The following is a 24,934-nucleotide window of genomic DNA, read 5'->3' as shown; positions in this document are numbered from 1 at the left end:
GATGGTGCGACAGGATCCGCCGACGGGGGTCGAGGCCCAGCTGCTGCCGGAGCTGTTCCGGACGGCCGACCGGGCGTCGATCGCCGGTCAGCAGGAGACGCTGCGCTGGTACCGGGGACTGATCTCGATGCTGGTGGTCGCGGCGGTCGTCGGCTCGCTGCCCGGGCCGGACGACAAGGGCGCCGCCGACATCACGCCGCTGTTCTCGGTGGTGGCGTTCCTGGTGGCCGGGTACTTCTGGTCCCGGCTGCGCCGGGGCAACCCGCAGGCGCGGTGGTACGAGGCGCGGGCGGCGGCCGAGTCGGTGAAGACGCTGGCCTGGAAGTACTCGGTGCGGGCCCGCCCGTTCGAGGGTGACGCGGAGTCGGCGGACGTCGACCGGGTCTACCTGCTCCAGCTGGAGGACGTGCTGCGGGCCTTCGAGGACCCGGCGATCGTGCCGCCGGACGCGGTCGCCGAGATCACCCCGGAGATGCGGCGGGTCCGCGCGGAGTCGCTGACCTCGCGCCGCACGCTCTACCTGCGCACCCGGGTGGAGGGGCAGCGGACGTGGTACCGCTCGCGGGCGGAGTCCTGCGAGTCGCAGGCGGTCACCTGGGGGCTGGCCGTCGCGGCGCTGATCATCGTCGGTGCGGCGGCGGCCGTCGCGCAGGCGACCGGGGCGCTGCAGGTGCACGTCTTCGGGGCCACCTCGGCGGCGGCCGCGTCGGTGATCGCCTGGACCCAGCTGAAGCAGCTCCGCCCGCTGGCGGCCGCGTACCAGCTGGCGGCGCGGGAGCTGGAGAACGTCGGCAACCAGCTGTCCGACCTCGACCTGCGGGGGCCCGACGCCGAGCGGGGCTGGGCCCGGCTGGCGGCCGAGGCGGAGGACGCGGTGTCGCGCGAGCACACCACCTGGCGGGCCAAGCGGGCCTTCCCGCGCTGAGCGGGGCGGGCCTTCCGGCACCCGGCCTTCCAGTGCCGGGGCCGGGCCGTCCACTGCCGGGCTCAGGCGTCCAGGGGCGCTAGACCGAACGGGTGGCCGGCCGGGTCGATCAGCACCTTGAGCGTGCGCCCGTGCTGGTACGTGGGCTCGGTCGCGCCCAGGGCCAGCGCACGGGCGGTGGCCTCCTCCAGGTCGTCGACGTAGAAGTCCAGGTGGAAGTGCTTGCCGCCGTCCGGTTCGACCCACGGCTCCGGCCGGTACCCGCTGACCCGTCCGAAACCGAGCGGGCTGCCGCCCTCCGGGTTGTCCAGGATGGCGAACTGCTCGTCCACGTGCCGGGTCTCCCACCCGAGCAGCTCGCCGTAGAAGGCGGCCAGTGCGACCGGGTCGGCACAGTCGATGGTGACCATGGCGAGGCGGGCGAAGCCGGTGTCGGCCTGCGCGGCCTGCTCGGCGGCGACGTCGGTCATGTCTGCTCGGCCCTTCTGCTGAGGGGTGGTGCGGCGCCGGGGGTCCGCGTGGACCGGGCCCCACGATCCAGCATCGCACCGGGAGTCATCGGGGGCACGGCCAGAGATGTGGGGCGATTCGGTCCGTAACGTTCCGGATCGCTACAGAATCGGCACTTCTTGGGCATCGGGAGACCAATGATTAGTTGTATAAACTTTTGATCCAATCGAGGGATTGTTGGTTACGGGGGGTTTCTCGATGGCAATCGAACTGCCCGACGAAGTCGCGACGCTGCTGAACTTCATCGGTATCCGCTGGCCTTCGGTCAACGAGGACCGGGTCCGCGAATTCGGCGAGCACATCAAGGAGTTCGCCAAGGGCCTCGAAGAGGTGCACGCGGACTCGACCGCGACGATCCATCAGCTCGGCGGCGCCTACGAGGGCGCGTCCTACCAGGCGCTGGCCGCCAAGTGGGCGCTGATGTCCGACAAGCACTTCAACGAGGTCGTCCAGGCCGCGCACGTGGTCGCGCAGGCGATGGACATCGCCGCCGACGCGATCGTCGCGATGAAGCTGGAGGCGCTCGGCGAACTCATCGTCCTGGCCGCCACCTTCGTCGCCGCCCAGGCCGCCGCGGTGGCGACGGCGGGGCTGGCGGAGGTCGGCGCCGTGGCGGCCCAGCAGGCCGCGCGCAAGCTGATGTCCTACCTGGCGCACCAGTTGCAGGAGTACATCGTCGCCCAGGTGGTCGAGGCCGCGCTCAACCCGCTGATCGAGGTCGTCGCGGAGGCGGTGTCCGGGCTGGTCTTCGAGGCGGCCGAGGCCGCGGTCGGCGGGGGCTCGGTCGGCGCCGCGTTCAAGATCAACCCGGCCGCGGTGGAGGCGCACGCCCGGGCCCTGCACGAGCAGGCGGAGAAGGTGGCCCAGCACGCCCAGGTCTTCGGCGCCCGGGTGTCGGCGGTGAACTTCGAGTGAGCGACCCCACGGTCAAGGCGCTCAAGAACGTCGCGTCGAAGCTCGGCAAGACCCTGTCGGACGACATGGGCAAGGCCGCCAAGAAGATGTACAAGCAGGCGGGCGACAACCTCAACAAGACCGCCAAGCACCACAAGGACAACGACCACCACACCGCCGGCGACTTCGACGGCAAGGCCAAGGACAAGGCCGCCGAACCGCCGAAGACGGGCAACGGCGCGGGTGGTGACGGGCCGAAGACGGCACCGCGGAAGTACTACATCCACGACGACGGCCGGGTCCAGGAGATCAAGGACGGCAAACTCGTCGACCTGCAGAACCCGGACGCGTCCCTCAAGACCATCCTGGACGGGACCAACGTCAAGGACCCGACCAAGGCGGAGCTGGACAAGCACCACAACGCGAAGAAGTACAAGAAGTCCGACACGGACAAGGACGGGAAGCAGAAGCAGGACGAGAAGGTCGTCAGCCAGCGGATCGAGAAGCCGGACGAACTCTCCCGAGCGGTGGAAGAGGTCCGGCGGGCGCAGGGCGACTACGGCGGCAAGAACTACGCCTCGCTCCGGTACCGGGACGAGAAGGGCGAGTTCATCCTGGTCGGCCGGAGCGACTACAACCGGAGCCACTCGGAGCGCTCGATCGGAAAACCGCTGCTCGGGGACAAGGCGGGCAACGTCCGGGACCTCTACACCGAGCGGGAGCCCTGCCAGGCGGGCCCGAACTGCCAGCGCTGGCTGGGCCGGCACTTCGAGTCCCAGAACCCCGAACTGAACGTCTCCCACGGCGTCGCCTACGACAACAAGATCCCGGCGAACGACCGGGACTGGGCGCACAAGGCCTACCTGAAACAGCTCGAGCAGGACCACGCCGCAGGGCAGCACGGTGGCACGATGGGCAGCAAGGACTTCGACGCGCAGGGGCAGCAGGACAAGACGGCCTCGGCCGCGAAGAAGAAGGCCAAGGGTCTGTGACGGTCGAGAACGAAGGATGGACGAGGTGCTGGTAGGGATTGAGTGGCCGGTGGTCGTGGAGCGGGCCACGCCCGGCGACCTGCTGCGGTTCCGCCCCGAGGCGGCGGCGCGGATCTGGCCCGAGGGCGACGGCGCGCGCTTCGTGACCGAGATCGGGATCCCGTTCTCCAACGGGCTCTTCCGGATCCTGGAGGAGTTCGCGGACCGGGACCCGGCCACCCCGGCCCGCGCCTTCGAGACCTGGGACTCCGCGCCGGTCGACACGGAGCACGGCCGACTGCAGCCGCTGGGCAGCCTCTTCCAGGCGACCGTGTACGTGCACCTCGGCGACGGCACGATCTGGGTCTCGGACCCGGACGCCGAGACCGAGTACGAGCTGATCCACGGGGACGTCTCCTCGCTGAGCTACCTCGTCTACAAGTTCGAGGTCGAGCGTCCGGGCCCCGACGAGCGCCCGGACCCCAACGACTGGGCCGCAGTGGAGGAGATCGTCCAGGAGGGCATGGAGCGCTGGGACTCTCTGCCCTTCAAGAGCGAGTTCTGGGCGATGTTCCTCGACACCTGGGCCACCCTGTGACCGTGGACGACGGCGACGGATCGGCGGCGCTGCTGGCGCACTTCGGGCCGCGCGGGCTGCGGGCCCTGCCGATCGCGCCGGCCGGGCCGTTGCGGCACCCGGGGCTGCCGGTGCAGGTGGGGCCGTACTTCCGGGCGGCGGAGGAGGGCGATCCGCTGTCGCTGGGGGAATACGCCGCATCGGCCGGGGCCGACGCCGGGCCGGTGGCGGCCCAGCTGCGGATCGGGACGGACGGCGGCGCGGAGCTGTACTTCGCGCCGGACCGGTCGGTCCGCGCCCTCCTGCTCGGCGCCGAGCCGCTGGACCTGCCGGTGAGCGGCAGCGTGGCGGCGTTCGCGGCGGGGCTGCTGCTGCTCGACCGGCTGCTGCCGGCGGTCGCCGAGGTGGACCGGCCGGAGCGGGCCCTGGCCGCCTACCGGGAGCTGCGGGAGGGCCTGCTGGCCGCGGACCCGACCGCCTTCGACGACCGTGAGGGCTGGTGGCCGCGGGTGCTGGACGACCTGCGGCGGCCGTTGAACATCGACTCCTCGGCGGCCTTCGAGGTGGTCGACGAGCAGGGCGCGAAGCGGATCGTCACGGAGGTGGGCGGCCCCGGTCTGCTGCACCCCGAGGAGGCGCTCTGGCACCGGCTGCGGGCCGAGGGCGTGGAGGCCGAGCAGGTCGTCCGGGTGTACTGCGAGCTGGAGCCGTGCATGATGCCCGGCCACTACTGCGCGCGCTGGCTGGCGCGGGAGTTCCCGCAGGCCGAGTTCACCCACAGCTTCGACTACGGCGACACGGCCGAGTCCCGGGAGAGCGGGATCAAGGCGCTGATGATCAGCGTGGCCGAGCGGCGCGGCTGAGTCGGGCACTGCCGGGTCGGGCACAGCTGGGCGGGGTACGACCGGCCGGACACGGCGCAGTCGGGCACGCGGTACGGGAGCACGGGAAGAGGGAAGCGGGCGATGGCGGGGAGCGGGCTGCGGATGCCGCGGCTGGGGGCGGGCCGCAGGCCGGCCGGAATGGCGTTGCTGGGCTGGCTGGACGATCCGCGGGCGCCGCGGCTGTGCCGGGTGGCCGGGCCGCCCGGGTCCGGCAAGTCGCACCTGCTGGCCTGGCTGGTGCGCGGCTGCACCGGGGCCGAGGCCCCGGGCGGGCGGCGGATCCACGCAGTGCTGCCCGCCGGGGGCGCCACCGTGCGGACGGCGGTCTGGTCGCTCGGGCAGCAGCTCGACCTGGTCGCGCACGCCCCGGGCCCGCTGGTCGCGGCGATCGCGGCGGACGGACGGCCGACCGTGGTCTGCGTGCCCGAGCTGGACCTGGCCGAGGATCCGGCCGCCCTGGTGACCGAGCTGCTCGACCCGCTGCTGCGGCTGCCCGGGGTGCGGCTGGTGGTCGGGGCGGCGACGGACGGCCCGGCCGCCCGGGCGTTCACCGCCGTGCCCGCCCCGGCGGTGCTGGACCTCGGTGAGCCGCAGTGGACGGACGCCGCGCGGTTCGCCGCCTGGGCGGTGGAGCAGGGCGGCGACCCGGCCGCCTACCCGCTGCCCGGGCCGGTCCTCGGGGCGCCCGCCGCCCCGCCGGTCCCGTTGCCGCCGCCGCCCGGGACGGAGCTGCGCTCGCTCGGCGAGGAGGCCCTGTCGGCGCTCTGGACGACGGTGGCGGCCGACCCCGGCCCGCTGGCCGCCGATCCGCTGCTCTACGCGCTCGCCCGCCCCGTCCCGGTGACGGCGGCGGTCGAGCGGCGGGACGACGCGCTGGCCCGGGCCTGGCGGGCCGCCGGACCGGCGGTGATCGAGGAGCCGGACCCGGCGGTGCGGGCGGCGGTGCTGCGCACCCGGCTGCTGGGCGGGGACACCGTCGCCGCGGCGGCCGCGGCCGTGCTGGCGCAGCTGCCGGGACCCTGGGCCGGGCGCTGGGCCCGCTGGGAGGGCGTCGACCGGGACTGGCCGGGGCCGGCGGTGGCGCTCACGGCCGGGGCGGGACCGTACGCGGGGCAGGTGCTGGTGGCCGATCCGACCGGTTCGGTGCGGACCTTCGACGCCGCCACCGGCCGCCGTCTGGGCGCGCTGGTGGTGCCCGCGCCGCGCCCGTTGCGGGGGCTGGCGGTGACGGCGGGCGGTTCCGCGGTGCTGCTCGACGCCTGGGGGCGGCCGGAGCTGGTGGTGCCGGCCGAGCCCCGGCCGGGCCTGGAGCCGTACGGGCTGATGGCGGCGCTGGACGCGGTGGGCGCGGCCTCCGGGGACCTCAGCGCGGTGGCGGCGGTCGGTGGGCTGGCGGACTCCGCGCCCGCCCTCGGCGACGCGGGCGGCGCGGTGCACTGGTCCGAGGACGGCAAGGTGCTGAGCGAGCGGCTGCACCACGGGCCGGTGACGGCGCTGGCCGGTACCGCGCTGGGCGGCGGGCCGCTGTCCGATCCGGAGATCCCGCTGCTGGTGAGCGGCGGCTTCGACGGCGCGGTGCGGCTCTGGGGGCCGCGTTCGGCGCCGATGCCCGAGCCGTCCGACCGCCGGGGCTGTCCGGTGACGGCGGTGGCGGCCGGGGCGACGGCGGCCGGTCCGGTGGTGGCGGCGGCCTGGTCGGACGGGTTCGTCCGGGTGCGCGACCTGGGGACGGGCGGGGTGCTGGACCTGCGGACCGGCTCGGAGGTGTGGTCGCTGGCGCTGGCCGGCACGCTGCTGGTGCTGGGCATGCCGGACGGTCTCGCGGCGGTGGACACCCGGCGCTGACCCTCGCCGGCTCGCGGCGACGCGGCGACGTGGCGACGTGGCGACGTGGCGACGCGGTGACGCGGTGACGCGGTGACGCGGTGAACCCCTCGCGCGTACCCCGATCGGGACCCCGTGATGCGGGCGATCGCAAACCAATTTTCTTTAGCGAGAGTAATGACGTAAGCTAAACAACATGCCCGAGATGTCCGAGCAGGACCTCGCAGCCATCAGTCAGCTGCGATCGTCCGCCATGCGCCTCTCCCGTCGACTGCGTCACCAGCGGGTCGAGGAGTCGCTCAGCCCCACCGAGATCGGGGTGCTGGGCACCCTCGCCCGGTGCGGGAAGGCCACACCGGGCGAGCTCGCCCGGAAGGAGCACGTGCAGCCGCCCTCGATGACCAGGATCGTCGCGATGCTGGAGGAGAAGGGCCTGGTGCGGCGCGAGCCGCACCCGGAGGACCGCCGCCAGGTGGTCGTCAGCAGTACCGAGGAGGCCGAGGCGATCCTGGCGGAGTCCCGCAGCCGCCGGAACGCCTGGCTCGCCGAACTCGCCGAGGGACTCGACGAGGAGGAATGGGCGAAGCTCCGCGAGGCGGCGCCCGTGCTCTACAAGCTCGCACACCTCTAGGCAGATCGATTCCGGTAGCCGCCGGAGGACGAAGGAGAAACGCATCACCGCAGGACCGAGGACAGACACCAGGAGCGCGACGGCCGGAGCACCGGCCGCCGCGCCGCGAGGGGAGACCACTGTGACACCGCCGGCCGCCGCCACCGCAGCCGCCACCCGTATCCGGACCGACGAGCAGACCACCGACACCGCCGCGGCGAGCGCCGCGGCCGCCGACACCCAGGCACCCGCCCCGACGGGGCTGCCGGGCAACGGCGACGACGACCCCGACGAACGCACCGCGGCGGAGGACCCCGCCGCTCCCGGCCGCAGCCACGCGGCCACGTCCCCGAGGACGGCGGACTCGCCGACCGGAGCCCGGTTCACCCGGCCCGAGGGGATGTTCAGCTCACTGAGCGTTCGCAACTACCGCTACTACTTCGCCGGCCAGGTGGTGTCCAACACCGGGACCTGGATGCAGCGCATCGCCCAGGACTGGCTGGTCCTGAGCCTCACCGGCAGCCCGCTCGCGGTCGGCATCACCACCGCCATGCAGTTCCTGCCGATGCTGCTGCTCGGCCTCTTCGGCGGAGTGCTCGCCGACCGGCTGCCCAAGCGCAAGCTGCTGATCGGCACCCAGGGCGCGATGGGCCTGCTGGCCGCCGGCCTCGCCGTGCTGACCGTGGCCGGCGTCGTGACGCCGTACTACGTCTACGCCTTCGCCCTGCTGCTCGGCCTGGTCACCGTGGTCGACAACCCGGCCCGGCAGGCCTTCGTCTCCGAGATGGTCGGCCCGAAGCACCTCGCCAACGCGGTCAGCCTGAACGCCGCCAACTTCCAGACCGCCCGGCTGGTCGGCCCCGCCGTAGCGGGTCTGCTGATCGCCGCGGTCGGCAGCGGCTGGGCGTTCGCGGTGAACGCGCTGTCCTTCGCCGCCGTCATCGGCGGACTGCTCGCCATGCGCGAGAGCGAACTGCGCCCGACCGAGCCGATCGCCCGCGAGAAGGGGCAGTTGCGGGAGGGGCTGCGGTACGTCAAGGAGCGGCCGGAGCTGTTCTGGCCGATGGTGCTGGCCGGTTTCATCGGCACCTTCGGCTTCAACTTCCCGACCCTGCTGTCCGGTTTCGCCACGGACTTCCACGTCGGCGCCGGGCAGTACGGCCTGCTGAACACCGCGATGGCGGTCGGTTCCCTGGCCGGGGCCCTGATCGCGGCCCGCCGGGGCGCGCCCAGGCTGCGCAGACTCGTCGGCGCCGCCCTCGGCTTCGGCGCGCTGGAGGTGCTGGCGGCGTTCGCGCCCGGCTACTGGACCTTCGCGCTGCTGCTCACCCTGATCGGGGTGTTCGGGCTGAGCTTCAACACCTCGGTCAACGCCGCCCTGCAGCTGGGCACCGAGCCCGCGATGCGCGGCCGGGTGATGGGCCTGCTGGTGCTGGTCTTCACCGGTGGCACGCCGATCGGGGCGCCGATCGTGGGCTGGGTCACCGCCTCGTACGGGCCCCGGCTCGGACTGCTGGCCTGCGGTCTGGTCTCGGCGCTGGCGGCCACCGCGGTCGGCCTGGTGCTGGCCCGCAGCGCGGAGCTGCGGCTGCGCCTCGACCTGCACCCGGGGCGCGGCGGCCGCATCGTCGCCCTGGTGCCGCGGCCGACGGCCGGCGTCAAGCCGGAGCTGGCCACCGCCTGCTGACAGTGGGGCCGACCCGCCGGGGGCCGTCCGACAGACGGCCCCCGGCGGGTCGGCCCCGGAGCGTCGGACGGCGCTCCGGGGCCCGACGGCCGGTCAGAGCCGGATCGCCAGGATCTGCCCCTGCCAGAGCCCGGCCGGCTGCTCGACCTCGAAGGTCTCGGTCTCGGTGAAGCCGAGCGCCCGGTACTGGCCGACCAGCTTGCGGTCGCCGCCGGCGTAGCAGTCCACCCGCAGCAGGCCGATGCCGCGCCGGCGCGCCTCGTCGAGGGCGTCGGCGATCAGCGCGGCGCCGATGCCGGAGCCCTTGCGGGTCCGGTCGGTCACCAGGTTGCGGATGTACAGCTCGGGCCCGTCCACCGGGGTGGCGTACTCGGGCCGCTCCTCGGACAGTACGCAGGAGCCGACGGCGCGGCCCTCCTCGTCGACCGCGAGCCGGATCAGGAACGGCTCGCGGCCGTACTTGGCGATGTGCTCGACCCGGGTCGGGGTGCCGCTGAAGGAGTGCTCGCCCCACTGGCGGGTGCGGCCCTGGGCGGCCAGCCACTCCACGGCGCCGTCGAGCAGGGACAGGATGTCGGGGATGTCTTCGGGACCCCCGTTGCGGATCTTCATGGAAAACCGTTCTAGTCCAAACCGTCTCCCGGTGGAAGATGTCCCCATGAGGCTCTTCGTGGCGGTGCTTCCTCCGGCGGAGGCGTTGCAGGACCTGGTCGACGCGGTGGCGCCGGTGCGCGGTCTGCCCGGGGCGGACCGGCTGCGCTGGACGGCGGTCGAGGGCTGGCACCTGACCCTGGCGTTCCTCGGCGAGGTGCCGGCCGAGCGGGTGCCGGAGCTGTCGGCCGGGCTGGCTGCGGTGGCGGCGGTGAATCCGGCGCACCCCCTGCGGCTGGCCGGGGCCGGCCGGTTCGGCGACAAGGTGCTCTGGGCCGGGGTCGAGGGCCGGGTGTGGGCGCTGCGCGGGCTGGCCGAGGCGGTGGCCGGGGCCACCGCGGAGATGGCCGGCGGGGCGGACGCGTTCAGCTTCCACCCCCATCTGACGCTGGCCAGGGCCGGGTCCTCGCGGGGGCAGCGGCGCGCGGCGCAGCGGGCGGCCGCGGCGGAGCTGGACGGGCTGGCGCAGGCCCTGGAGGGCTACCGCGGGCCGGAGTGGGAGGCCGCCGAGCTGCATCTGATGCAGAGCGAGCAGGGCGGCGGCTTCGCCCACTACAGCTCGCTCGCCTCTTGGCCGCTGGCCCGCTGGGAGGACTGAGCGGGGGGTCGGGGGAAGCCGGTGGGGGAGGCCCGGTCAGGGCCAGATCCGCATGGCGTCCGCCGCGACCCGCTCCAGTTCGGCGCGGGTCGCACCGTCGCGGGCGCGCTGCGACATGCCCTGGACCACGGCGGCGGTGAACTGCGCCAGGGCCGCCGGGTCCGTCCCGGCGGGCTCGTGACCGGCCGCGACATCGGCGCGGATGAGTGACTCCAGGGCGCGGACGTTGGCGTTGCGCAGCTCCCGGACGGCCCCGGTCACCTCGGGCGAGGTGCAGTTGACGGTCGAGCTGATCAGCAGGCAGCCCCACGGGTGGTCGGGGTCGGTCGCCATGGCGGCGGCCTCGCGCAGCATCCGGGCCACGCCGGCCCGGGCGGTGGGCTCCTCGGCGAGCGCGCGGGTCGCGTAGGCGCCGTGGCCCTCCCGGTACCGGTCGACCACCTCGCCGAAGAGGGCGCTCTTGTCGCCGAAGGCCGCGTAGAGGCTCGGCGGGCGGATGCCCATCGCGGTGGTGAGGTCGGCGACCGAGGTCGCCTCGTAGCCGCGTTCCCAGAACAGCCGCAGGGCCTGCTCCAGGGCGGCCTCGCGGTCGAAGGAGCGCGGGCGGCCGCGCTTCGCGGTGGTGGTGGCCATGCGCCGATTCTATATCGCCCACTACAGAAACCGTGCTACGGTCATTTCATTAGCGATCACTACAGAAGTGGGCGCCGCCGGACCCGGCGGTGCCCGGAAGAAGGGGGCGGTCATGGCGAGGTTGACCGGGCGGACGGCGCTGGTGACGGGCGGCAGCCGGGGCATCGGGCGGGGGATCGCCGAGCGGCTGGCCCGTGAGGGCGCGCTGGTCGCGGTGCACGGGCGGGACCCGGAGGTGGCCGGACGGGCGGCCGAGGAGATCGAGCGGGACGGCGGCCGGGCCTTCGCGGTCGCCGCCGAACTCGGCGTGCCCGGGGACGCCGAGGCGCTCTGGGCCGCCTTCGACGCCGGGCTGGCCGGGTACGACGGCGGCCACGGGCTGGACATCCTGGTGAACAACGCCGGGATCGGGCAGCCGGGGCGGATCCACGAGGTGGACGAGGCCGCCTACGACCGGGTCTTCGCGGTCAACACGCGGGCGCCGTTCTTCGTCGTCCGGCACGGCCTGGACCGGCTGCGCGACGGCGGGCGGATCGTCAACGTCTCCTCGGGCGTCACCCGGGTGGCGTTCCCGGAGGCCGTCGCCTACGCGATGACCAAGGGGGCGCTGAACACCCTCACGCTGACCCTCGCCCAGGAGCTGGGGCCGCGCGGGATCACCGTCAACGCGGTACTGCCGGGCATCGTGGCCACCGACATCAACCCCTGGCTGGCGGACCCGTCGGCGCGGGCCCGGGCGTCCTCGTACTCGGTCTTCGACCGGGTCGCCGAGCCGGCCGACGTGGCGGACGTGGTGGCCTTCCTGGCCTCGGACGACGCCCGCTGGGTCACCGGCCAGAACCTGGACGCCAGCGGCGGATCCAACCTCGGCGTCTGAGCGCGGAGCGTGCGGGGGTACGCTCGTTGACCGTGGATCCCAAGACTCGCATGCGAATCGTGACCGGCGCGCTCGTCCTGCTGCTGGTGATCGTTCTGGCCAGCTCGCTGGTCAACCGGTAGCCGCCGGGGCCGGCGGAACGAAAAAGGGCCACCGCCCGGAGGCGGTGGCCCTTCACTTGTGCGGGTGCGGCCGGTCGGAGCCGCTCGGGCACGCGGTCGGGGTCAGAGCCGCTCGACCACGTAGTCGATGCAGACCGTGAGCGCCTCGACGTCGGCCGGCTCGATCGCCGGGAACATCGCCACCCGCAGCTGGTTGCGGCCGAGCTTGCGGTACGGCTCGGTGTCGACGATGCCGTTGGCGCGCAGCGCCTTGGCGACGGCGGCCGCGTCCACCGAGTCGTCGAAGTCGATCGTGCCGACGACCTGGGAGCGCTCGGCCGGGTTCGCCACGAACGGATTGGCGAACGAGGACTTCTCCGCCCAGCCGTACAGCCGGGACGAGGAATCAGCCGTACGGGCGACGGCCCAGTCGAGCCCGCCGTTGCCGTTCATCCATTCCAGCTGGTCGGCCAGCAGGAAGAGGGTGGCGATGGACGGGGTGTTGTACGTCTGGTCCTTCGACGAGTTGTCGATGGCCGTCGGCAGGTCGAAGAACGGCGGGATGTACCGGCCGGAGCCGGCGATCTCGGCGGCGCGCTCCAGGGCGGCCGGGGAGAACGACGCCAGCCACAGGCCGCCCTCGGAGGCGAAGGACTTCTGCGGGGCGAAGTAGTAGACGTCGGTCTCGGTGATGTCCACCGGCAGGCCGCCGGCGCCCGAGGTCGCGTCGACCAGCACCAGCGAGCCCTGGTCGGCGCCGGCCGGGCGGGCGATCGGCATCGCGACGCCGGTGGAGGTCTCGTTGTGGGTGAGGCCGTAGACGTCCACCCCGGCCTCGGCGACCGGCAGCGGGTGGGTGCCGGGGGCGGTCTTGATCACGCTCGGCTCGGCCAGCCAGGGCGCGGCCTTCACGGAGGAGGCGAACTTGGAGGAGAACTCGCCGAAGTCGAGGTGCTGGGACTTCTCGCGTACCAGGCCGAAGGCCGCGATGTCCCAGAAGGCGGTGGACCCGCCGTTGCCGAGTACCACCTGGTATCCCTCGGGCAGGGAGAACAGGCTGCTCACGCCCTCGCGCACGCGCTTGACCAGGTTCTTCACCGGGGCCTGGCGGTGGGAGGTGCCGAGCAGGGAGGTCTCGGTGGCGGCGAGGGCACTCAGGGCCTCGGGGCGCACCTTGGAGGGGCCACAGCCGAAACGGCCGTCGGCGGGCTTGATGTCAGCGGGGATCTGGATCTGAGCCACGCGCCGCAGCCTACCGGCCGGGGCACCCGCGGTTCGACGCCCGTCCGCCCGCTGAGATGCCCCCGACCCGCCCGCGAGCTGCGGAAACAGCGGGTCCGGTCGGTATCCGGACCCGCTGTCGGGGGAGCTGCGACGGGGCTGTCAGCCGCCGATGGCCTCGAAGCCCTCGATGTCGCGGGGGCTGCGCGGGCCGGGGCCGATGTAGCGCGCGGCGGGGCGCACGAGGCGTCCGGTGCGCTTCTGCTCCAGGATGTGCGCCGACCAGCCGGCGGTCCGGGCGCAGGTGAACATCGAGGTGAACATGTGCGCGGGGACCTCGGCGAAGTCCAGCATGATGGCGGCCCAGAACTCGACGTTGGTGGCCAGCACGCGGTCCGGGCGGCGGTTGTGCAGCTCCTCCAGCGCGGCCTTCTCCAGCGCCTCGGCGACCTCGAAGCGCGGCGCGCCGAGCTCCTTGGCGGTGCGGCGCAGCACGCGGGCGCGCGGGTCCTCGGCGCGGTAGACGCGGTGGCCGAAGCCCATCAGGCGCTCGCCCTTGTCCAGGGCGTTCTTGACCCAGGCGGTGGCGTCGCCGGTGCGCTCGATCTCCTCGATCATGCCGAGCACGCGGGACGGCGCGCCGCCGTGCAGCGGGCCGGACATCGCGCCGACGGCGCCGGACAGGGCGGCCGCGACGTCGGCGCCGGTGGAGGCGATGACCCGGGCGGTGAACGTGGAGGCGTTCATGCCGTGCTCGGCGGCGGAGGTCCAGTAGGCGTCGATGGCCTTGACGTGCTTGGGGTCGGGCTCGCCGCGCCAGCGGATCATGAACCGCTCGACCACGGTCTCGGCCTTGTCGATCTCGCTCTGCGGGACCATCGGCAGGCCCTGGCCGCGGGCGGACTGGGCGACGTACGACAGCGCCATGACGGCGGCCCGGGCGAGGTCGTCGCGGGCCTGCTCGGCGTCGATGTCGAGGAGCGGCTTGAGGCCCCAGACCGGGGCGAGCATGGCGAGGGCGGACTGCACGTCGACCCGGATGTCGCCGGAGTGCACGGGGATCGGGAACGGCTCGGCGGCCGGCAGGCCGGGGTTGAACTTGCCGTCGACCAGGAGGCCCCAGACGTGACCGAAGGAGACATTGCCAACCAGGTCGTCGATGTCGACGCCTCGGTACCGCAGGGCGCCGCCTTCACGGTCGGGTTCGGCGATCTCGCTCTCGAAAGCGACGACGCCTTCGAGCCCGGGTACGAAGTCGGACATGCACGGCTCCTTCAGTTCTGCGATCGGCGGACCTCCGTGGTGGGGAGGCACACCAGTGACCGAATGGTGGATGGCACTCGGTGCCAGGGTGACAGGCACGGGGTGCATTGCGCCATACACCACCATGGTGATGTTTCCCTGGGGCCCGCTTGACTTTTCGCCCGAGGGCCGGTCGTGCCCGGCAAATCTCCGGAACCAAGGGTGCGGTTCGGGACAAATCACCGTACGACGGGCGGCCAAGCGGTGGCGAGTCACCTTATCTCCCACCGGGGTTTGTCCGGAGGTAGCGGTGCCGGTTGCTTGTCGTACGGGATGATGTTGACGTGCAGACCCCGGACCGCGCCCAGTCGACGCCCCTGCCCCCCGCCACCCGGATCCTGGCCGACGAGGCCCGACCCGGGCCGGACCTCGCCGTGATGCGCAAGCACTACACGCACGAGGGCCTGGTCGAGGGGGACCTCGCCGCCGAGCCGATGGGCCAGTTCACCCAGTGGTTCCACGACGCGGACGAGGCCGGGGTGGTGGAGCCCAACGCGATGGTGCTCTCCACCGCCGACGCCGAGGGACGGCCCAGCTCGCGCACGGTGCTGCTCAAGGGCTTCGACGCCCGCGGCTTCGTCTTCTTCACCAACTACGGCTCCCGCAAGGGCACCGAACTGGCCGTCAACCCGTATGCGGCGCTGCTCTTCCCGTGGGTCGCGCTGGCCCGCCAGGTGATCGTCCAGGGCCGGGTGGAGAAGGTCGGCCGGGACGAGACCGCCGCCTACTTCCGCACCCGCCCGCACGGCTCCCAACTCGGCGCCTGGGCCAGCGAGCAGTCCAGCCCGGTGGCCTCGCGCGAGGTGCTGGAGCAGCGCTACGCGGATCTGGAGCGCCGCTACCCGGAGGGCGAGGGGGTGCCGGTGCCGCCGTTCTGGGGCGGGTACCGGGTGGTGCCGGAGAGCGTGGAGTTCTGGCAGGGGCGGGAGAACCGGCTGCACGACCGGCTGCGCTACCTCGTCGACCCGGCTGCCCCGGCGGGCTGGCGGGTGGAGCGGCTCTGCCCGTGAGTCCGGCCGGGCGGTGCCCGCGGGGCCGGTAGGGCTTGCCCGCCGGGCGGGTCCGGCCGTGCCCGCGCGGGCGTCGGTCCGGGTCGCGCCCGCACGCCCCCGACCAGGCCCGTAGCCCCGCGGGGTCGCACTTGTGACGACACCACTACACCTTCCTTCGCCCACCGGCTGACCTTGCGTCAGCCCGCCAGTAAGGTGGGGTCGTTCACCGGCTCGGTGGGGGGTTGTTGGGTGCGGCCGTACTTCTTCTTCAGCTACGCGCGGCGGGACCACCTGGCCGGGGGCGCCTTCGTCGACCAGTTCTTCACCGACCTGCGGGACGAACTGGCGCGGATCGAGCCCGAGGCCGGTCCGGGCGAACTCGCCTACCGGGACACCGAACGGCTCCGGATCGGCGACGACTGGGAGCGGCAGCTCTCCCGGATGCTCGGCGCCAGCCGCACCATGGTCGCCCTCTACTCGCCTGCCTACTTCTCCAGCCCCTACTGCGGCAAGGAGTGGACCGCCTTCGACCACCGGACGCGGCGCCACGAGGAGCAGACCGGGGAGAGCGTCCCGGCCCTCATCCCCGTCCTGTGGGAGCCGCCGCCCGAGGACCTGCCCGCCGAGGTCCGGCGGATCCAGTACATCCAGCACGACTTCGGCGCCGAGTACGCCACCGGCGGGCTGCGCCACCTGCTGCGGACCGACCCGCAGGGCACCGCGTACCGCAAGGTGGTGCGGGTGATCGCCGAACGGATCCGGGAGGCCGCCTCCTGGCGGGTCGCCGAGCTGCGGGACCTCGACCTCGGGCAGGTGGAGGGCTGCTTCCCGGTGGAGGAGGTCGCCCCGGTCGCCGTCCGCAGCAGCCTGGTCCGGCTCTTCGTCGCCGCCCGGCGGGCCGGCGACCCACCCGCCGTGGTCGGCGGGGCCGGTGCGGTCAACGGCGAGCGGTTCCCGGTGCAGCGCTCCGAGGCGGACAGCGTCCGGGCCGACCGGGCCGCCGCGGGCGGTGGCCCGGTGAACGGCGGTGGCCCCGCGAACGGCGCCCCGGGCGGCCCGGACGGGCCCTACCAGGGCGGCTGGTACGGGGCGCACCCCCGCGACTGGGCGCCCTACCACCCGCCCCGGCTGCCCTCGTTGGCGGTCCAGGCCCAGCAGGTGATCACCCGGGCCGGGCACAGCACCAGCCTGGAGACGGTCGGCCCGGACCTCGCCGACGCGCTCGACCGGGCGCGGGAGAACAACGAGGTCAGCGTCCTGCTGGTGGACCCCTGGGCGGCCGGCGCCGAGCCCTTCCGGCAGGCGCTGCGCGACTTCGACCGGCAGAACCACCCGGTCACCGCCGTCCTGCTGCCCGACAGCACCGACGACCCGCCGGCCGGTCCGGCGCGCGCCCGGCTCTGGGAGGGGGTGCGCGAGGTGTTCGCGCGCACCTGGTTGCACCGGTCCGGGCCCGAGCCGCTCTTTCGCATCCACATCCGGCGGGAACGATTCGAGCGTGAGCTGCTCTCCACCGTGACCGTCGCCCAGAACCGCCTGCTCGACCAGCTGGACGACGACCCGGTCGCCGCCCGGGCCCAGTTCGGGCTCGGTCCGGACCCTCGACCGATGCCCGGCCTCACCATCCCGGCCTGGCCGCCCGTTCCGCCGGAGCCGCCCGTCTCCCCGGGCCCGCCCCTCCCGCGCCCGGGGAACGCCCCCGGACCGGGGGCGGGCTCCGGTGCGGGGGCCGGCGCCGGAGCCGCGCCGGGGCCGAGGGGCGCCCTGCGCGAGGAGACCGTGCCCCTGACCAACCGGGCGCCCAGTGAAGGAGAAGCGGACCGATGAGCGTTGAGCACGCCGCCCTCGCGGACCACGGGTCCGCGGCCCTCGCGACCCCCGGCACCGGCACGGTCGTCACCTTCTACTCCTTCAAGGGCGGCACCGGCCGCACCATGGCGCTCGCCAACCTGGGCTGGATCCTGGCCAGTCAGGGCCTGCGGGTGCTCGTGGTGGACTGGGACCTGGAGGCCCCGGGCCTGCACCGCTACTACCACCCGCTGCTGGTCGACCCCGAACTCCACGGCACCGACGGGCTGATCGACATGCTCCGGGCCTACGTCGACGAGGCGCTGCCCGGCCCGGACCGCCGCGGCCCCGGCCCCGACCCCCGGGAGTGGCTGGCCGTGCCCGGCCGGCTGGAGCAGTACCTGTGCGGCCTGGCCCTCGACCTTCCGGACGGCGGCAAGCTCGACCTGATGCCCGCCGGCCGGCAGAACGCCGCCTACTCGGCCGCCGTCACCAGCTTCAACTGGCGCAGCTTCTACACCCGCGCCGACATCCGCGGCGCGGAGTTCCTGTACGCGCTGCGCGAGCAGTGGACCAGCAGCTACGACTACGTGCTGATCGACAGCAGGACCGGGGTCAGCGACACCTCGGGCATCTGCACCGTGCTGATGCCCGACACCGTCGTCGACTGCTTCACCCTCGGCGCCCAGAGCATCCGCGGCGGCGTCGACGCGGCCCGCGCCATCGTCGACGCCGACGAGCGCGAGATCCGGGTGCTGCCCGTCCCGATGCGGGTCGAGGACGCCGAACGCGCCGGACTCGCGGCCGGGCGGGACCTCGCCCACGACGCCTTCGACCCCTACCTGGAGCGCTGGCTGAGCCCCGAGCGGCGGGCCGACTACTGGCGCGACGTCGAGGTGCCGTACAAGCCGTTCTACGCCTACGAGGAGGTGCCGGCCACCATCGTCGACCGGCCGCAGCAGGGCCGCAGCCTGCTCGCCGCCTTCGAACGGCTGGCCGCCTGGCTCACCGACGGCCGGGTCACCTCCCTGCGCCCGCTGCCCGACCTGGCCCGCCGCCGCCTGTACGCCGCCTACCTGCGCACCGGCCGCACCCGCTCCCGCCAGGTGCACGTGAGCTACGCCCCCAAGGACCGGGTGTGGGCCGAGTGGATCTCCGAGACCCTGCGCGGCTTCGGCTACCTGGTCAGCCTGCACAGCGCCGCCGTCCCGCTCGACCCCGGCCCGGCGCACGGCGGCGCGCTGCCCGAGGCCGCCGGACCGCTGGACGGCGACGGCCGGCTGCTCGCCCTGCTCACCCCCGAGTACACCGCCCTGCCGCGCGCCCGGGAGATCTGGCGCCGGCTCACCGGCCAGACGCCGGTGGGTGACTCCGGCGGCCTGCTCGCGGTGCGGATCGGCGGGGCGGAGGGCATGGAGCCGCCGCAGTTCGCCGGACAGCGGGCCCTGGACCTCGCGCTCGGCTCCGCGGAGCAGGCCGAGGCCCAGCTGTTCGAGCTGATCGGCCCGGCGCCCGGGGCCGGGCGCTGGATGGAGACCGGCGGGACCGGCGAGACCGCCGTGCCGCACCCGGCCCGGTTCCCCGACGGCCGGCCCTCGGTCCAGGAACTGCCGCCCCGGCTGCCCACCTTCACCGGCCGGATGCGCCTGCTGGAGGCCGTCCGCGACGGCTTCACGGCCGACAGCGACGCCGCGCCCGTCCAGGTGCTCTACGGCATCGGCGGGGTCGGCAAGTCCCAGGCCGCGATCGAGTACGCGCACCGCTTCGCGGCCGGCTACGACGTGCTGTGGTGGGTCCCGGCCCAGCAGCCCGCGGTGATCCCGCAGAAGCTCGCCGAACTCGCCCCCGGCCTCGGCCTGCAGACGGACGGCGACGTCACCAGGACGGCCCGCGCCGTCCTCGACGCGCTCGCCAGCGGCCGGCCGTACCACCGCTGGCTGCTGCTCTTCGACAACGCCGAGGACCCGGAACTGCTGGACCCCTGGCTGCCCGCCGCCGGACCGGGCGGCCACGTCCTGGTCACCTCCCGCGACCGGCGCTGGGCCCGCCGCCCGGGCCGCACCGAGGTCGAGGTGTTCGACCGGGCGGAGAGCGTCGAACTCGTCCGGCACTTCAACACCGGGGTCGAGCGGGCCGACGCCGAGCGGATCGCCGAACTCCTCGGCGACCTGCCGCTCGCCGTCGGCCAGGCCGCCGCCTGGCTCCAGGAGACGCCGATGCCGGCGGCCACGTACGCGGACCTGCTCGACGAGACGCTGACCGACATCCTCGACCGCTCGGTGCGGGGGGCGCCGGTGGCGGTGGCGGCGGAGGAGGAGGTCGAGCACGGCTCCGCCGAGGAGGCGGCCGTCGAGAGCGCCGCCGTCCCGGTCGCCACGGCCGCCACCTGGCGGATCGCCGGCTCCGACCTGCGCCGGATCAACGCCCCGGCCGCCCGGTTGTTGGAGGTCTGCGGCTTCCTCGGCCCGGAGGCCATCCCGATCTCGATGCTGTACAGCCCGCCGGTGGTCGAGGCGATCGGGCTGTCGGGCCCGGGCATCTCCGACCAGCGGCTCGCGGTCGGCGAGATCCTGCGGACCGTCAACCAGTACAACCTCGCCCGCTACGACCACGCGGCCGGAACGCTGGTCGTGCACCGGATCGTCCAGGCCCTGCTGCGCGAGCAGGTCGGGGAGGCCGACCGGCCGCGGGTCCGCGCCGCGGCGCACCGCGCGCTGGCCCTCGCCGACCCCGGTGACCCGGACGCGCCGCACAACTGGCCCCGGTACGGCGAACTGCTGGCCCATCTCTGGCCGTCCGGCGCGGTCGGGTCCACCGACCCGGCGGTCCGGCAGTGGATCGTCAACTCGGTCCGCTACCTGTGGCGGCGCAGCCTCCACGACGCCGGCCGGGAGCTGGCCGAACGCGTCCTCGCCCAGTGGCGGGAGATCGGACCGCAGAGTGTCGAGGCCGATGTCAGGGTCCAGTTGCTGCGCGTCCAGCTCGGCAACATCCTGCGCAGTCAGGGGCTGGTCCGGGAGGCGTACGAGACCGACCGGGACGCCTTCGACCGGCTGACGGCGCTGGTGGGGCGGGAACACCCGGACACCTTCCCGGCGGCCACCAGCCTCGGCGGGGACCTCCGGCACCTGGGCCGCTACCAGGAGGCCCGGGAGCTGGACGAGGTGACGCTCGCCGCCGCGCGCCGGGTGCTCGGGTCGGACCACCCGCGCACCCTGATGATCGAGAACAACCTCGCCGTCTCCATCATGCTGTCCGGCAACTTCGCCAAGGCGCTGGCCGTTCACGAGGTGCTCTACCACCGGAAGCTGGAGGTGTTCGGCAAGCGCAGCCCGCTCACCATCCTCGACGGGCTGCTCCGGGGACACCTGCTGCGCGAGGTGGGGCGACCGGTGGAGGCGCTGGCGCAGTTGGAGAAGACCGTCCGTCGGAGCCGGGACGTGCTCGGCGAGGAGCACGACGACACTCTGAGGGCGAGGCGCTACCGCAGTGCCACCCTGCGCCGACTGGGCCGGCTGCCGGAGGCCCTGGTGGAGGCCGAGGACGTCCACCGGCAGCTGTACGGGCGCTACGGGCCCGACCACCCCGGCACCGCCGGTGTCGCCGGAACCCTCGCGGCGGTGCTCGGCGCGCTCGGGGACGGTCAGCAGGCCGTCGTGCTCGCCGAAGAGTCGCACCGGTACCACCGCGAGCACCTCGGCGACGGGCATCCGATGGAGCGCCTGGCGGCGGGCAACCTCGCCGTGGCGCTCCGCCGGGCCGGTCGGAACGACGAGGCACGGCCGTTGGCCGGCGAGGTGGCGGACGACCTGCTGCGGCTGCTCGGCGACCGGCATCCGTGGGTCGCGGTCGCCCGGTTGAACCGGGCCAACGACGCTGCCGTCGCGGGTGCTTACGGCGAGGCGGCGGCCCTCAGCGCGGATGCCGGCCGGATCCTGGTCGAGCGGTTCGGTCCGGACCACCCGGACAGCCTCGCCGCCTTCGCGAACCTCGCCCTGGCGCTCGCCGCCTCCGGCGATCCCGAGGGCGGGGCGCTGGGACCGCGGACCCTGGCCCGGGCACGTGGGGTGTCGTACCTGGGGGACAACCACCCGCTCACCGAGTCGATCCGGGTGAAGGAGTGGCTGGACACATCGATCGAGCTGCCGCCGGCGTGACGGCCGGCGGGTCACCGAGGAAGAGGAATTGACGATGCATTCGACCGTGGAGACCGAGGCGGCGCCCGAGCGGACCGAGGAGCGCGGCCCCGGGCAGCGCCTCGGTCTCGCCGAGCTGGCGGGGCTGGACGCGGGTGAGCTGGCGAGGCGTCTGGAGCTGGCCCTGCCCGGGGCCGGGGCCCGTCTGGTCTCTCCGTTCAACTCTGCGATCTGATCGCCAGGATTAGTCGGCTCCAGCTGTTGGAAACGTGCCGTCATGACGTTTCCTCCGCCGCCGATCACGCAGTTCGTCCTGAAGGTCCACAGTCGGTGCGACCTCGCCTGTGACCACTGCTACGTGTACGAGCACGCCGACACCGGCTGGCGGTCCAGACCGCGGGTCGTCGGGGACGCCGTGCTGGCGCGGGTCGCGGAGCGGATCGGGGAGCACGCGGCCGCGCACGGGCTGACCGCTGTCGGGGTCGTCCTGCACGGGGGTGAACCGCTGCTGGCCGGGCCGGAGGTGTTCCGGCGGGCGGCCGGGCTGCTGCGGGCGGCGTTGCCCGAGGTGTGCGAGCTCGACCTGCGGGTGCACACCAACGGGGTCCGGCTGGACGCGGCATACTGCGAGCTGTTCGACGAGCTGGGCATCCGGGTCGGCATCTCGCTGGACGGGGACCGGGCCGCCAACGACCGGCACCGCCGGTTCGCGAACGGGCGGTCCAGCCATCCGCAGGTGCTGCGGGCCGTCGGGCTGCTGCGCGAACCGCGGTTCCGGCACCTGTACGGGGGGCTGCTCTGCACCGTCGACGTGGTGAACGACCCGGTGGCCGTCTATCGGGCGCTCGCCGAACTGGAGCCCCCGGCGGTGGACTTCCTGCTTCCGCACGCCACCTGGGAGCACCCGCCGGAACGCCCGCCCGGTGCGGGTGCGACGCCGTACGCGGACTGGCTGCTGGCCGTGCACGAGCGGTGGGAGGCGGACGGCCGCCCGTTCGCCGTCCGGACCTTCGACTCGGTGCACCGGACGCTGTCGGGGCTGCCCGGCCTGAGCGAGGCGCTGGGGCTGGAGCCGGTGGACCTGGTGGTGCTGGAGACGGACGGGACGTACGAGCAGGCGGACAGCCTGAAGACGGCCTACGACGGCGCGCCCGGGACGGGGATGGACGTCTTCCGGCACAGCCTCGACGAGGTGGCCGGGCACCCGGGCATGGCGGCGCGGCAGTCGGGCCTGGACGGGCTGAGCTCGGAGTGCCGGGCCTGCCCGGTGGTGCGGTCCTGCGGGGGCGGGCTGTACGCGCACCGGTACCGGGAGGGGTCGTTCGACCGTCCTTCGGTGTACTGCGCGGACCTGCGGGCGCTGATCGACGGCCTGGCGGCCCGGGCGGGGGCTGTCCGACGGCCGGCCGCGCCGGCGGTGGATCTCGCCGGGCCGGGGCTCACGGACGAGCAACTGGACGAACTGTCACTCGGGTTGGGCGGTCCGGAGACGGTCCGTGCGCTGGCCCGGTCCCAACTGGCTCTCACTCGCACGATGCTGGCCGCTGTGCACGGCTCCTCGGGGCTGGCGCGCTCGGAGGCGTGGGAGCTGCTGGCGGAGCTGGACGCCGTCGAACCGGCGGCGGTGGACGCGGTGTTCGCCCATCCCTACGTCCGGGCGTGGGCCGCGCGGCGGCTGAGCGGCGACCCGGGGGCGGGCCTCGGCACACTGGCCGAGCTGGCGGCGGCCGCGGCGGTGCGGGCGGGGCGTGGGGACAGCGTGGTGGTGCCGGTCCGGGACGGGGTGCTGCACCTGCCGACGCTGGGGCGGCTGCTGCTGGGCGGGGGCGTGCGGGAGGCGCTCGTCACGGGCGGGCGGGACGGATGGACGGCGCGCATGGACGATGGTGCGGTCGCCGGTTCGGGTGACCCGCGCTGGCAGTCGATTCGGAGGGTCGGGAGGGGTATTGCGCTGGAGGACCTGGACCCGCAGCGGGCGGTGCACCGGTGGCCGGTGGAGGAGCGGTTGGCCGCCGCCGAGTACCTGCGCTGGGACGGGGACCTCGGGGCGGCGGCCGACCTGCTCGATCGGGATCTACCGGAGTACGCCGCCGGTCTGTGGGCCGGTCTGAGTACGGTCACGCCGTTGCAGCGGCGATCGGACGGGCGCGACGTCAGCTCGGCCGCCCGCCAGGCCTTCGGCGCGGTCGCGATCGCGCGGCCGGGCAGCGCGGAGACGCTGGCGTTGCTGCTGGTGCACGAGTTCCAGCACGTGAAGCTGGGCGCGGTGCTGGACCGGGAGGAGCTGTACGACCGGGGGGACACGAGGGTGTTCGAGGCGTTCGGCCTGACGCCGAGGCCGATCGGCTCGCTGTTCCAGGCGGTGTACGCGCACCTCGCGGTGACGGCATTCTGGGGCACCCGCGCGCATGGGGGGACAGGGGCGGCCCGCTCCAAGTTCACCTATTGGCGCGCCCTGACCGACGAAGCCGTGGATCTGCTCGCCGACAGCGGAGCGCTGACGCCGTTGGGGAAGCGCTTCGCTGATGGTGCAAGGGCGTCGGTCGATCCCTGGCTGCGTACTGCCGTGGGATGAGCGGTGGTTCGGTGCTGCTCCCGCGCCCGCGCGGGAGCAGCACCGGGAAGCATCACTCAGGCGGTGAAGTGGTCGAACTCGCCGGCCTTGGCACCTTGGAGCCAGGCGGAGAGCTTGGCCTTGGTTGTGGTGATGGTTATTGCGGGGTCGTCGGACTCGCGGATGTGGATGAGTTCGCCGTCGGACGCGATCTCGACGCAATTGGCCTGGTTGCCGCTGAAGGATGACTTCTGCCAGTTGAGTCTCTGAGGCATGGGGCGCCTTCCCTAGTAGAGCTTGTACAGGATGTGCTGGATGAGCCCCCATGAGTCACGCCGCGCGGGCAGTCGACCGTTCTCGTCGACCTCCAGCGGAGGCAGGGCCAGGCCCGCGAGTTCCGCGAAGTTTTCTCGATACTTGGCCACTGCCTCGGGCTCTCCCCAATATACCGAGCCTGCCGGATGTTCCATCAGGACTGTGTCGAGCAGCGGATGGGCTGCGCCGACGATGATGAAGGTGGCTTCGGTCATCGCGTACTGGGTGCAGTCCGAAGGAAGAATCTGGATGGTGACATGCGGAAGCCTGCTCATCTCGATCAAGTGGTGCAGTTGCTTTCGCATGACGGCGGCGCCGCCGTACCGGGTGTGGAGAGCAGCCTCGTGAATCACAGCGTGAAGCCTGGGAGGGTTCCCGCCGTGAAGTACCTTCTGCCGTTCCATGCGAAATCGGAGGCGGCTCTCGGTCTCGCTGGCTGTTTTAAGGATCACTCTGGCGTACGGCTCGATCTGTAGTAGCCCAGGGATCAGCAGGGTCTCGTACGTGTCGAGCGCAGCGGCCGTGGCTTCGAATTCTGCGAGGTCCAGAGCGCTTGGGTGGGCGTGCGCCTTGAATCCGGTCCACCAACCTCGCCCGGTGGCCTGACCCATCGCGACGAGGGCTGCCCGGTACTCGGGATCGTCGCAGCCGCATGCGTCCATCCATTGCTGGAGCCGCTCGGTGTTCAGACTGAGTCGTCCGGCTTCGGTGTGGCTGACTGCCGGACCCTTGATGCCGGCCGCAGCACCAGCTTCCGGGGCGGACAGGCCAGCGGTCAGGCGCATGCGGCGCAGTTCCTCGCCGAACCGCCGTTGCCGCTCACTGATCTCTACTCGCAGCCCCACGATCGATGCTCCCCTCCGGGCGACACTGCCCATCCGGCA

Annotated in this window: 22 protein-coding genes; 15 read left to right on the top strand and 7 right to left on the bottom strand. The window is 73.5% G+C overall.

Annotation, left to right across the window (positions count from 1 at the left end; all coding sequences use genetic code 11):
* Window position 1 precedes the first annotated feature (1 nt).
* Window positions 2–925: a DUF4231 domain-containing protein gene (locus IF01_RS0113390; RefSeq protein WP_030393585.1), complete on the top strand. Its 924-nt coding sequence runs from the start codon at window positions 2–4 to the stop codon at window positions 923–925.
* 62 nt (window positions 926–987) lie between these two features.
* Here the strand turns inward: IF01_RS0113390 and IF01_RS0113385 are convergent, their stop codons facing one another.
* Window positions 988–1,395: a VOC family protein gene (locus tag IF01_RS0113385; protein WP_051740439.1), complete on the bottom strand. Its 408-nt coding sequence runs from the start codon at window positions 1,393–1,395 to the stop codon at window positions 988–990.
* Between the two features lie 238 nt (window positions 1,396–1,633).
* On the opposite strand from IF01_RS0113385, the gene IF01_RS0113380 reads away from it, so the two are divergent.
* From IF01_RS0113380 to IF01_RS0113350, 7 genes are all read left to right on the top strand, one after another.
* Complete coding sequence (locus IF01_RS0113380; RefSeq protein ID WP_030393583.1) at window positions 1,634–2,350, top strand: WXG100-like domain-containing protein; 717 nt, start codon at window positions 1,634–1,636, stop codon at window positions 2,348–2,350.
* Window positions 2,347–3,321: a nucleic acid/nucleotide deaminase domain-containing protein gene (locus IF01_RS0113375; protein WP_030393582.1), complete on the top strand. Its 975-nt coding sequence runs from the start codon at window positions 2,347–2,349 to the stop codon at window positions 3,319–3,321. Before IF01_RS0113380 ends, IF01_RS0113375 begins: the two co-directional genes overlap by 4 nt.
* Before the next feature lie 25 nt (window positions 3,322–3,346).
* Window positions 3,347–3,898 carry an SUKH-4 family immunity protein gene (locus tag IF01_RS0113370; protein WP_157855212.1) on the top strand — a complete coding sequence of 184 codons (552 nt, stop codon included), beginning with the start codon at window positions 3,347–3,349 and terminating at the stop codon, window positions 3,896–3,898.
* Between the two features lie 2 nt (window positions 3,899–3,900).
* Window positions 3,901–4,740 carry a nucleic acid/nucleotide deaminase domain-containing protein gene (locus IF01_RS0113365; RefSeq protein ID WP_244215497.1) on the top strand — a complete coding sequence of 280 codons (840 nt, stop codon included), beginning with the start codon at window positions 3,901–3,903 and terminating at the stop codon, window positions 4,738–4,740.
* A gap of 102 nt (window positions 4,741–4,842) precedes the next feature.
* Window positions 4,843–6,606: a hypothetical protein gene (locus IF01_RS0113360; RefSeq protein WP_157855211.1), complete on the top strand. Its 1,764-nt coding sequence runs from the start codon at window positions 4,843–4,845 to the stop codon at window positions 6,604–6,606.
* A 175-nt stretch (window positions 6,607–6,781) separates the two neighbouring features.
* A complete protein-coding gene (locus tag IF01_RS0113355) occupies window positions 6,782–7,216 on the top strand; it encodes a MarR family winged helix-turn-helix transcriptional regulator (RefSeq protein WP_030393578.1) in 435 nt (144 codons plus the stop codon).
* A gap of 121 nt (window positions 7,217–7,337) precedes the next feature.
* On the top strand, window positions 7,338–8,882 hold the full coding sequence (locus IF01_RS0113350; RefSeq protein ID WP_030393577.1) for an MFS transporter: 1,545 nt from the start codon (window positions 7,338–7,340) through the stop codon (window positions 8,880–8,882).
* Between the two features lie 93 nt (window positions 8,883–8,975).
* Here IF01_RS0113350 and IF01_RS0113345 read toward each other — a convergent pair whose 3' ends face one another.
* Window positions 8,976–9,494, bottom strand: coding sequence for a GNAT family N-acetyltransferase (locus IF01_RS0113345; RefSeq protein WP_030393576.1), 519 nt, complete (start codon window positions 9,492–9,494; stop codon window positions 8,976–8,978).
* 46 nt (window positions 9,495–9,540) lie between these two features.
* Here IF01_RS0113345 and thpR point away from each other — a divergent pair, with 46 nt between their 5' ends.
* Window positions 9,541–10,131, top strand: a complete 591-nt coding sequence (thpR, locus tag IF01_RS0113340) for an RNA 2',3'-cyclic phosphodiesterase (RefSeq protein ID WP_030393575.1) — start codon at window positions 9,541–9,543, stop codon at window positions 10,129–10,131.
* A 36-nt stretch (window positions 10,132–10,167) separates the two neighbouring features.
* Here thpR and IF01_RS0113335 read toward each other — a convergent pair whose 3' ends face one another.
* Window positions 10,168–10,764 (bottom strand): TetR/AcrR family transcriptional regulator, encoded by a 597-nt coding sequence (locus IF01_RS0113335; RefSeq protein ID WP_030393574.1) that lies wholly within the window; start codon window positions 10,762–10,764, stop codon window positions 10,168–10,170.
* 112 nt (window positions 10,765–10,876) lie between these two features.
* Between IF01_RS0113335 and IF01_RS0113330 the strand changes: the two genes are divergently transcribed.
* Entirely contained in the window at window positions 10,877–11,641 is a 765-nt protein-coding gene (locus tag IF01_RS0113330; RefSeq protein ID WP_030393573.1) for an SDR family NAD(P)-dependent oxidoreductase, read from the top strand.
* Window positions 11,642–11,865: 224 nt separating this feature from the next.
* On the opposite strand, the gene serC is transcribed toward IF01_RS0113330, so the two are convergent.
* Together serC and IF01_RS0113315 are read right to left on the bottom strand one after the other, a co-directional pair.
* Window positions 11,866–12,984: a phosphoserine transaminase gene (serC, locus tag IF01_RS0113320; RefSeq protein WP_030393572.1), complete on the bottom strand. Its 1,119-nt coding sequence runs from the start codon at window positions 12,982–12,984 to the stop codon at window positions 11,866–11,868.
* Window positions 12,985–13,125: 141 nt separating this feature from the next.
* Entirely contained in the window at window positions 13,126–14,226 is a 1,101-nt protein-coding gene (locus IF01_RS0113315; protein ID WP_030393571.1) for a citrate synthase 2, read from the bottom strand.
* 416 nt (window positions 14,227–14,642) lie between these two features.
* Here IF01_RS0113315 and pdxH point away from each other — a divergent pair, with 416 nt between their 5' ends.
* The 5 genes from pdxH (at window position 14,643) to IF01_RS0113285 (ending at window position 23,756) form a co-directional block, all read left to right on the top strand.
* Window positions 14,643–15,275, top strand: coding sequence for a pyridoxamine 5'-phosphate oxidase (gene pdxH / locus IF01_RS0113310; protein ID WP_030393570.1), 633 nt, complete (start codon window positions 14,643–14,645; stop codon window positions 15,273–15,275).
* 231 nt (window positions 15,276–15,506) lie between these two features.
* Window positions 15,507–17,084: a TIR-like protein FxsC gene (locus IF01_RS41680; protein ID WP_051755287.1), complete on the top strand. Its 1,578-nt coding sequence runs from the start codon at window positions 15,507–15,509 to the stop codon at window positions 17,082–17,084.
* Entirely contained in the window at window positions 17,081–21,202 is a 4,122-nt protein-coding gene (gene fxsT / locus IF01_RS0113295) for an FxSxx-COOH system tetratricopeptide repeat protein (RefSeq protein ID WP_051755285.1), read from the top strand. Before IF01_RS41680 ends, fxsT begins: the two co-directional genes overlap by 4 nt.
* A gap of 34 nt (window positions 21,203–21,236) precedes the next feature.
* Window positions 21,237–21,416, top strand: coding sequence for a hypothetical protein (locus tag IF01_RS0113290; protein WP_030393568.1), 180 nt, complete (start codon window positions 21,237–21,239; stop codon window positions 21,414–21,416).
* 42 nt (window positions 21,417–21,458) lie between these two features.
* Window positions 21,459–23,756, top strand: coding sequence for an FxsB family cyclophane-forming radical SAM/SPASM peptide maturase (locus IF01_RS0113285; protein ID WP_030393567.1), 2,298 nt, complete (start codon window positions 21,459–21,461; stop codon window positions 23,754–23,756).
* A 56-nt stretch (window positions 23,757–23,812) separates the two neighbouring features.
* On the opposite strand, the gene IF01_RS0113280 is transcribed toward IF01_RS0113285, so the two are convergent.
* Both IF01_RS0113280 and IF01_RS0113275 read right to left on the bottom strand, forming a co-directional pair.
* Window positions 23,813–24,010: a DUF397 domain-containing protein gene (locus IF01_RS0113280; RefSeq protein ID WP_030393566.1), complete on the bottom strand. Its 198-nt coding sequence runs from the start codon at window positions 24,008–24,010 to the stop codon at window positions 23,813–23,815.
* A gap of 12 nt (window positions 24,011–24,022) precedes the next feature.
* Window positions 24,023–24,928, bottom strand: a complete 906-nt coding sequence (locus tag IF01_RS0113275; RefSeq protein WP_078879921.1) for a helix-turn-helix domain-containing protein — start codon at window positions 24,926–24,928, stop codon at window positions 24,023–24,025.
* Window positions 24,929–24,934: the final 6 nt, after the last annotated feature.

The sequence above is a fragment of the Kitasatospora purpeofusca genome (assembly GCF_000718025.1).
Lineage (GTDB): Bacteria > Actinomycetota > Actinomycetes > Streptomycetales > Streptomycetaceae > Kitasatospora > Kitasatospora purpeofusca.
Note: the sequence above shows the minus strand (reverse complement) of the source record. Positions and strands in the feature narration are given on the sequence as shown.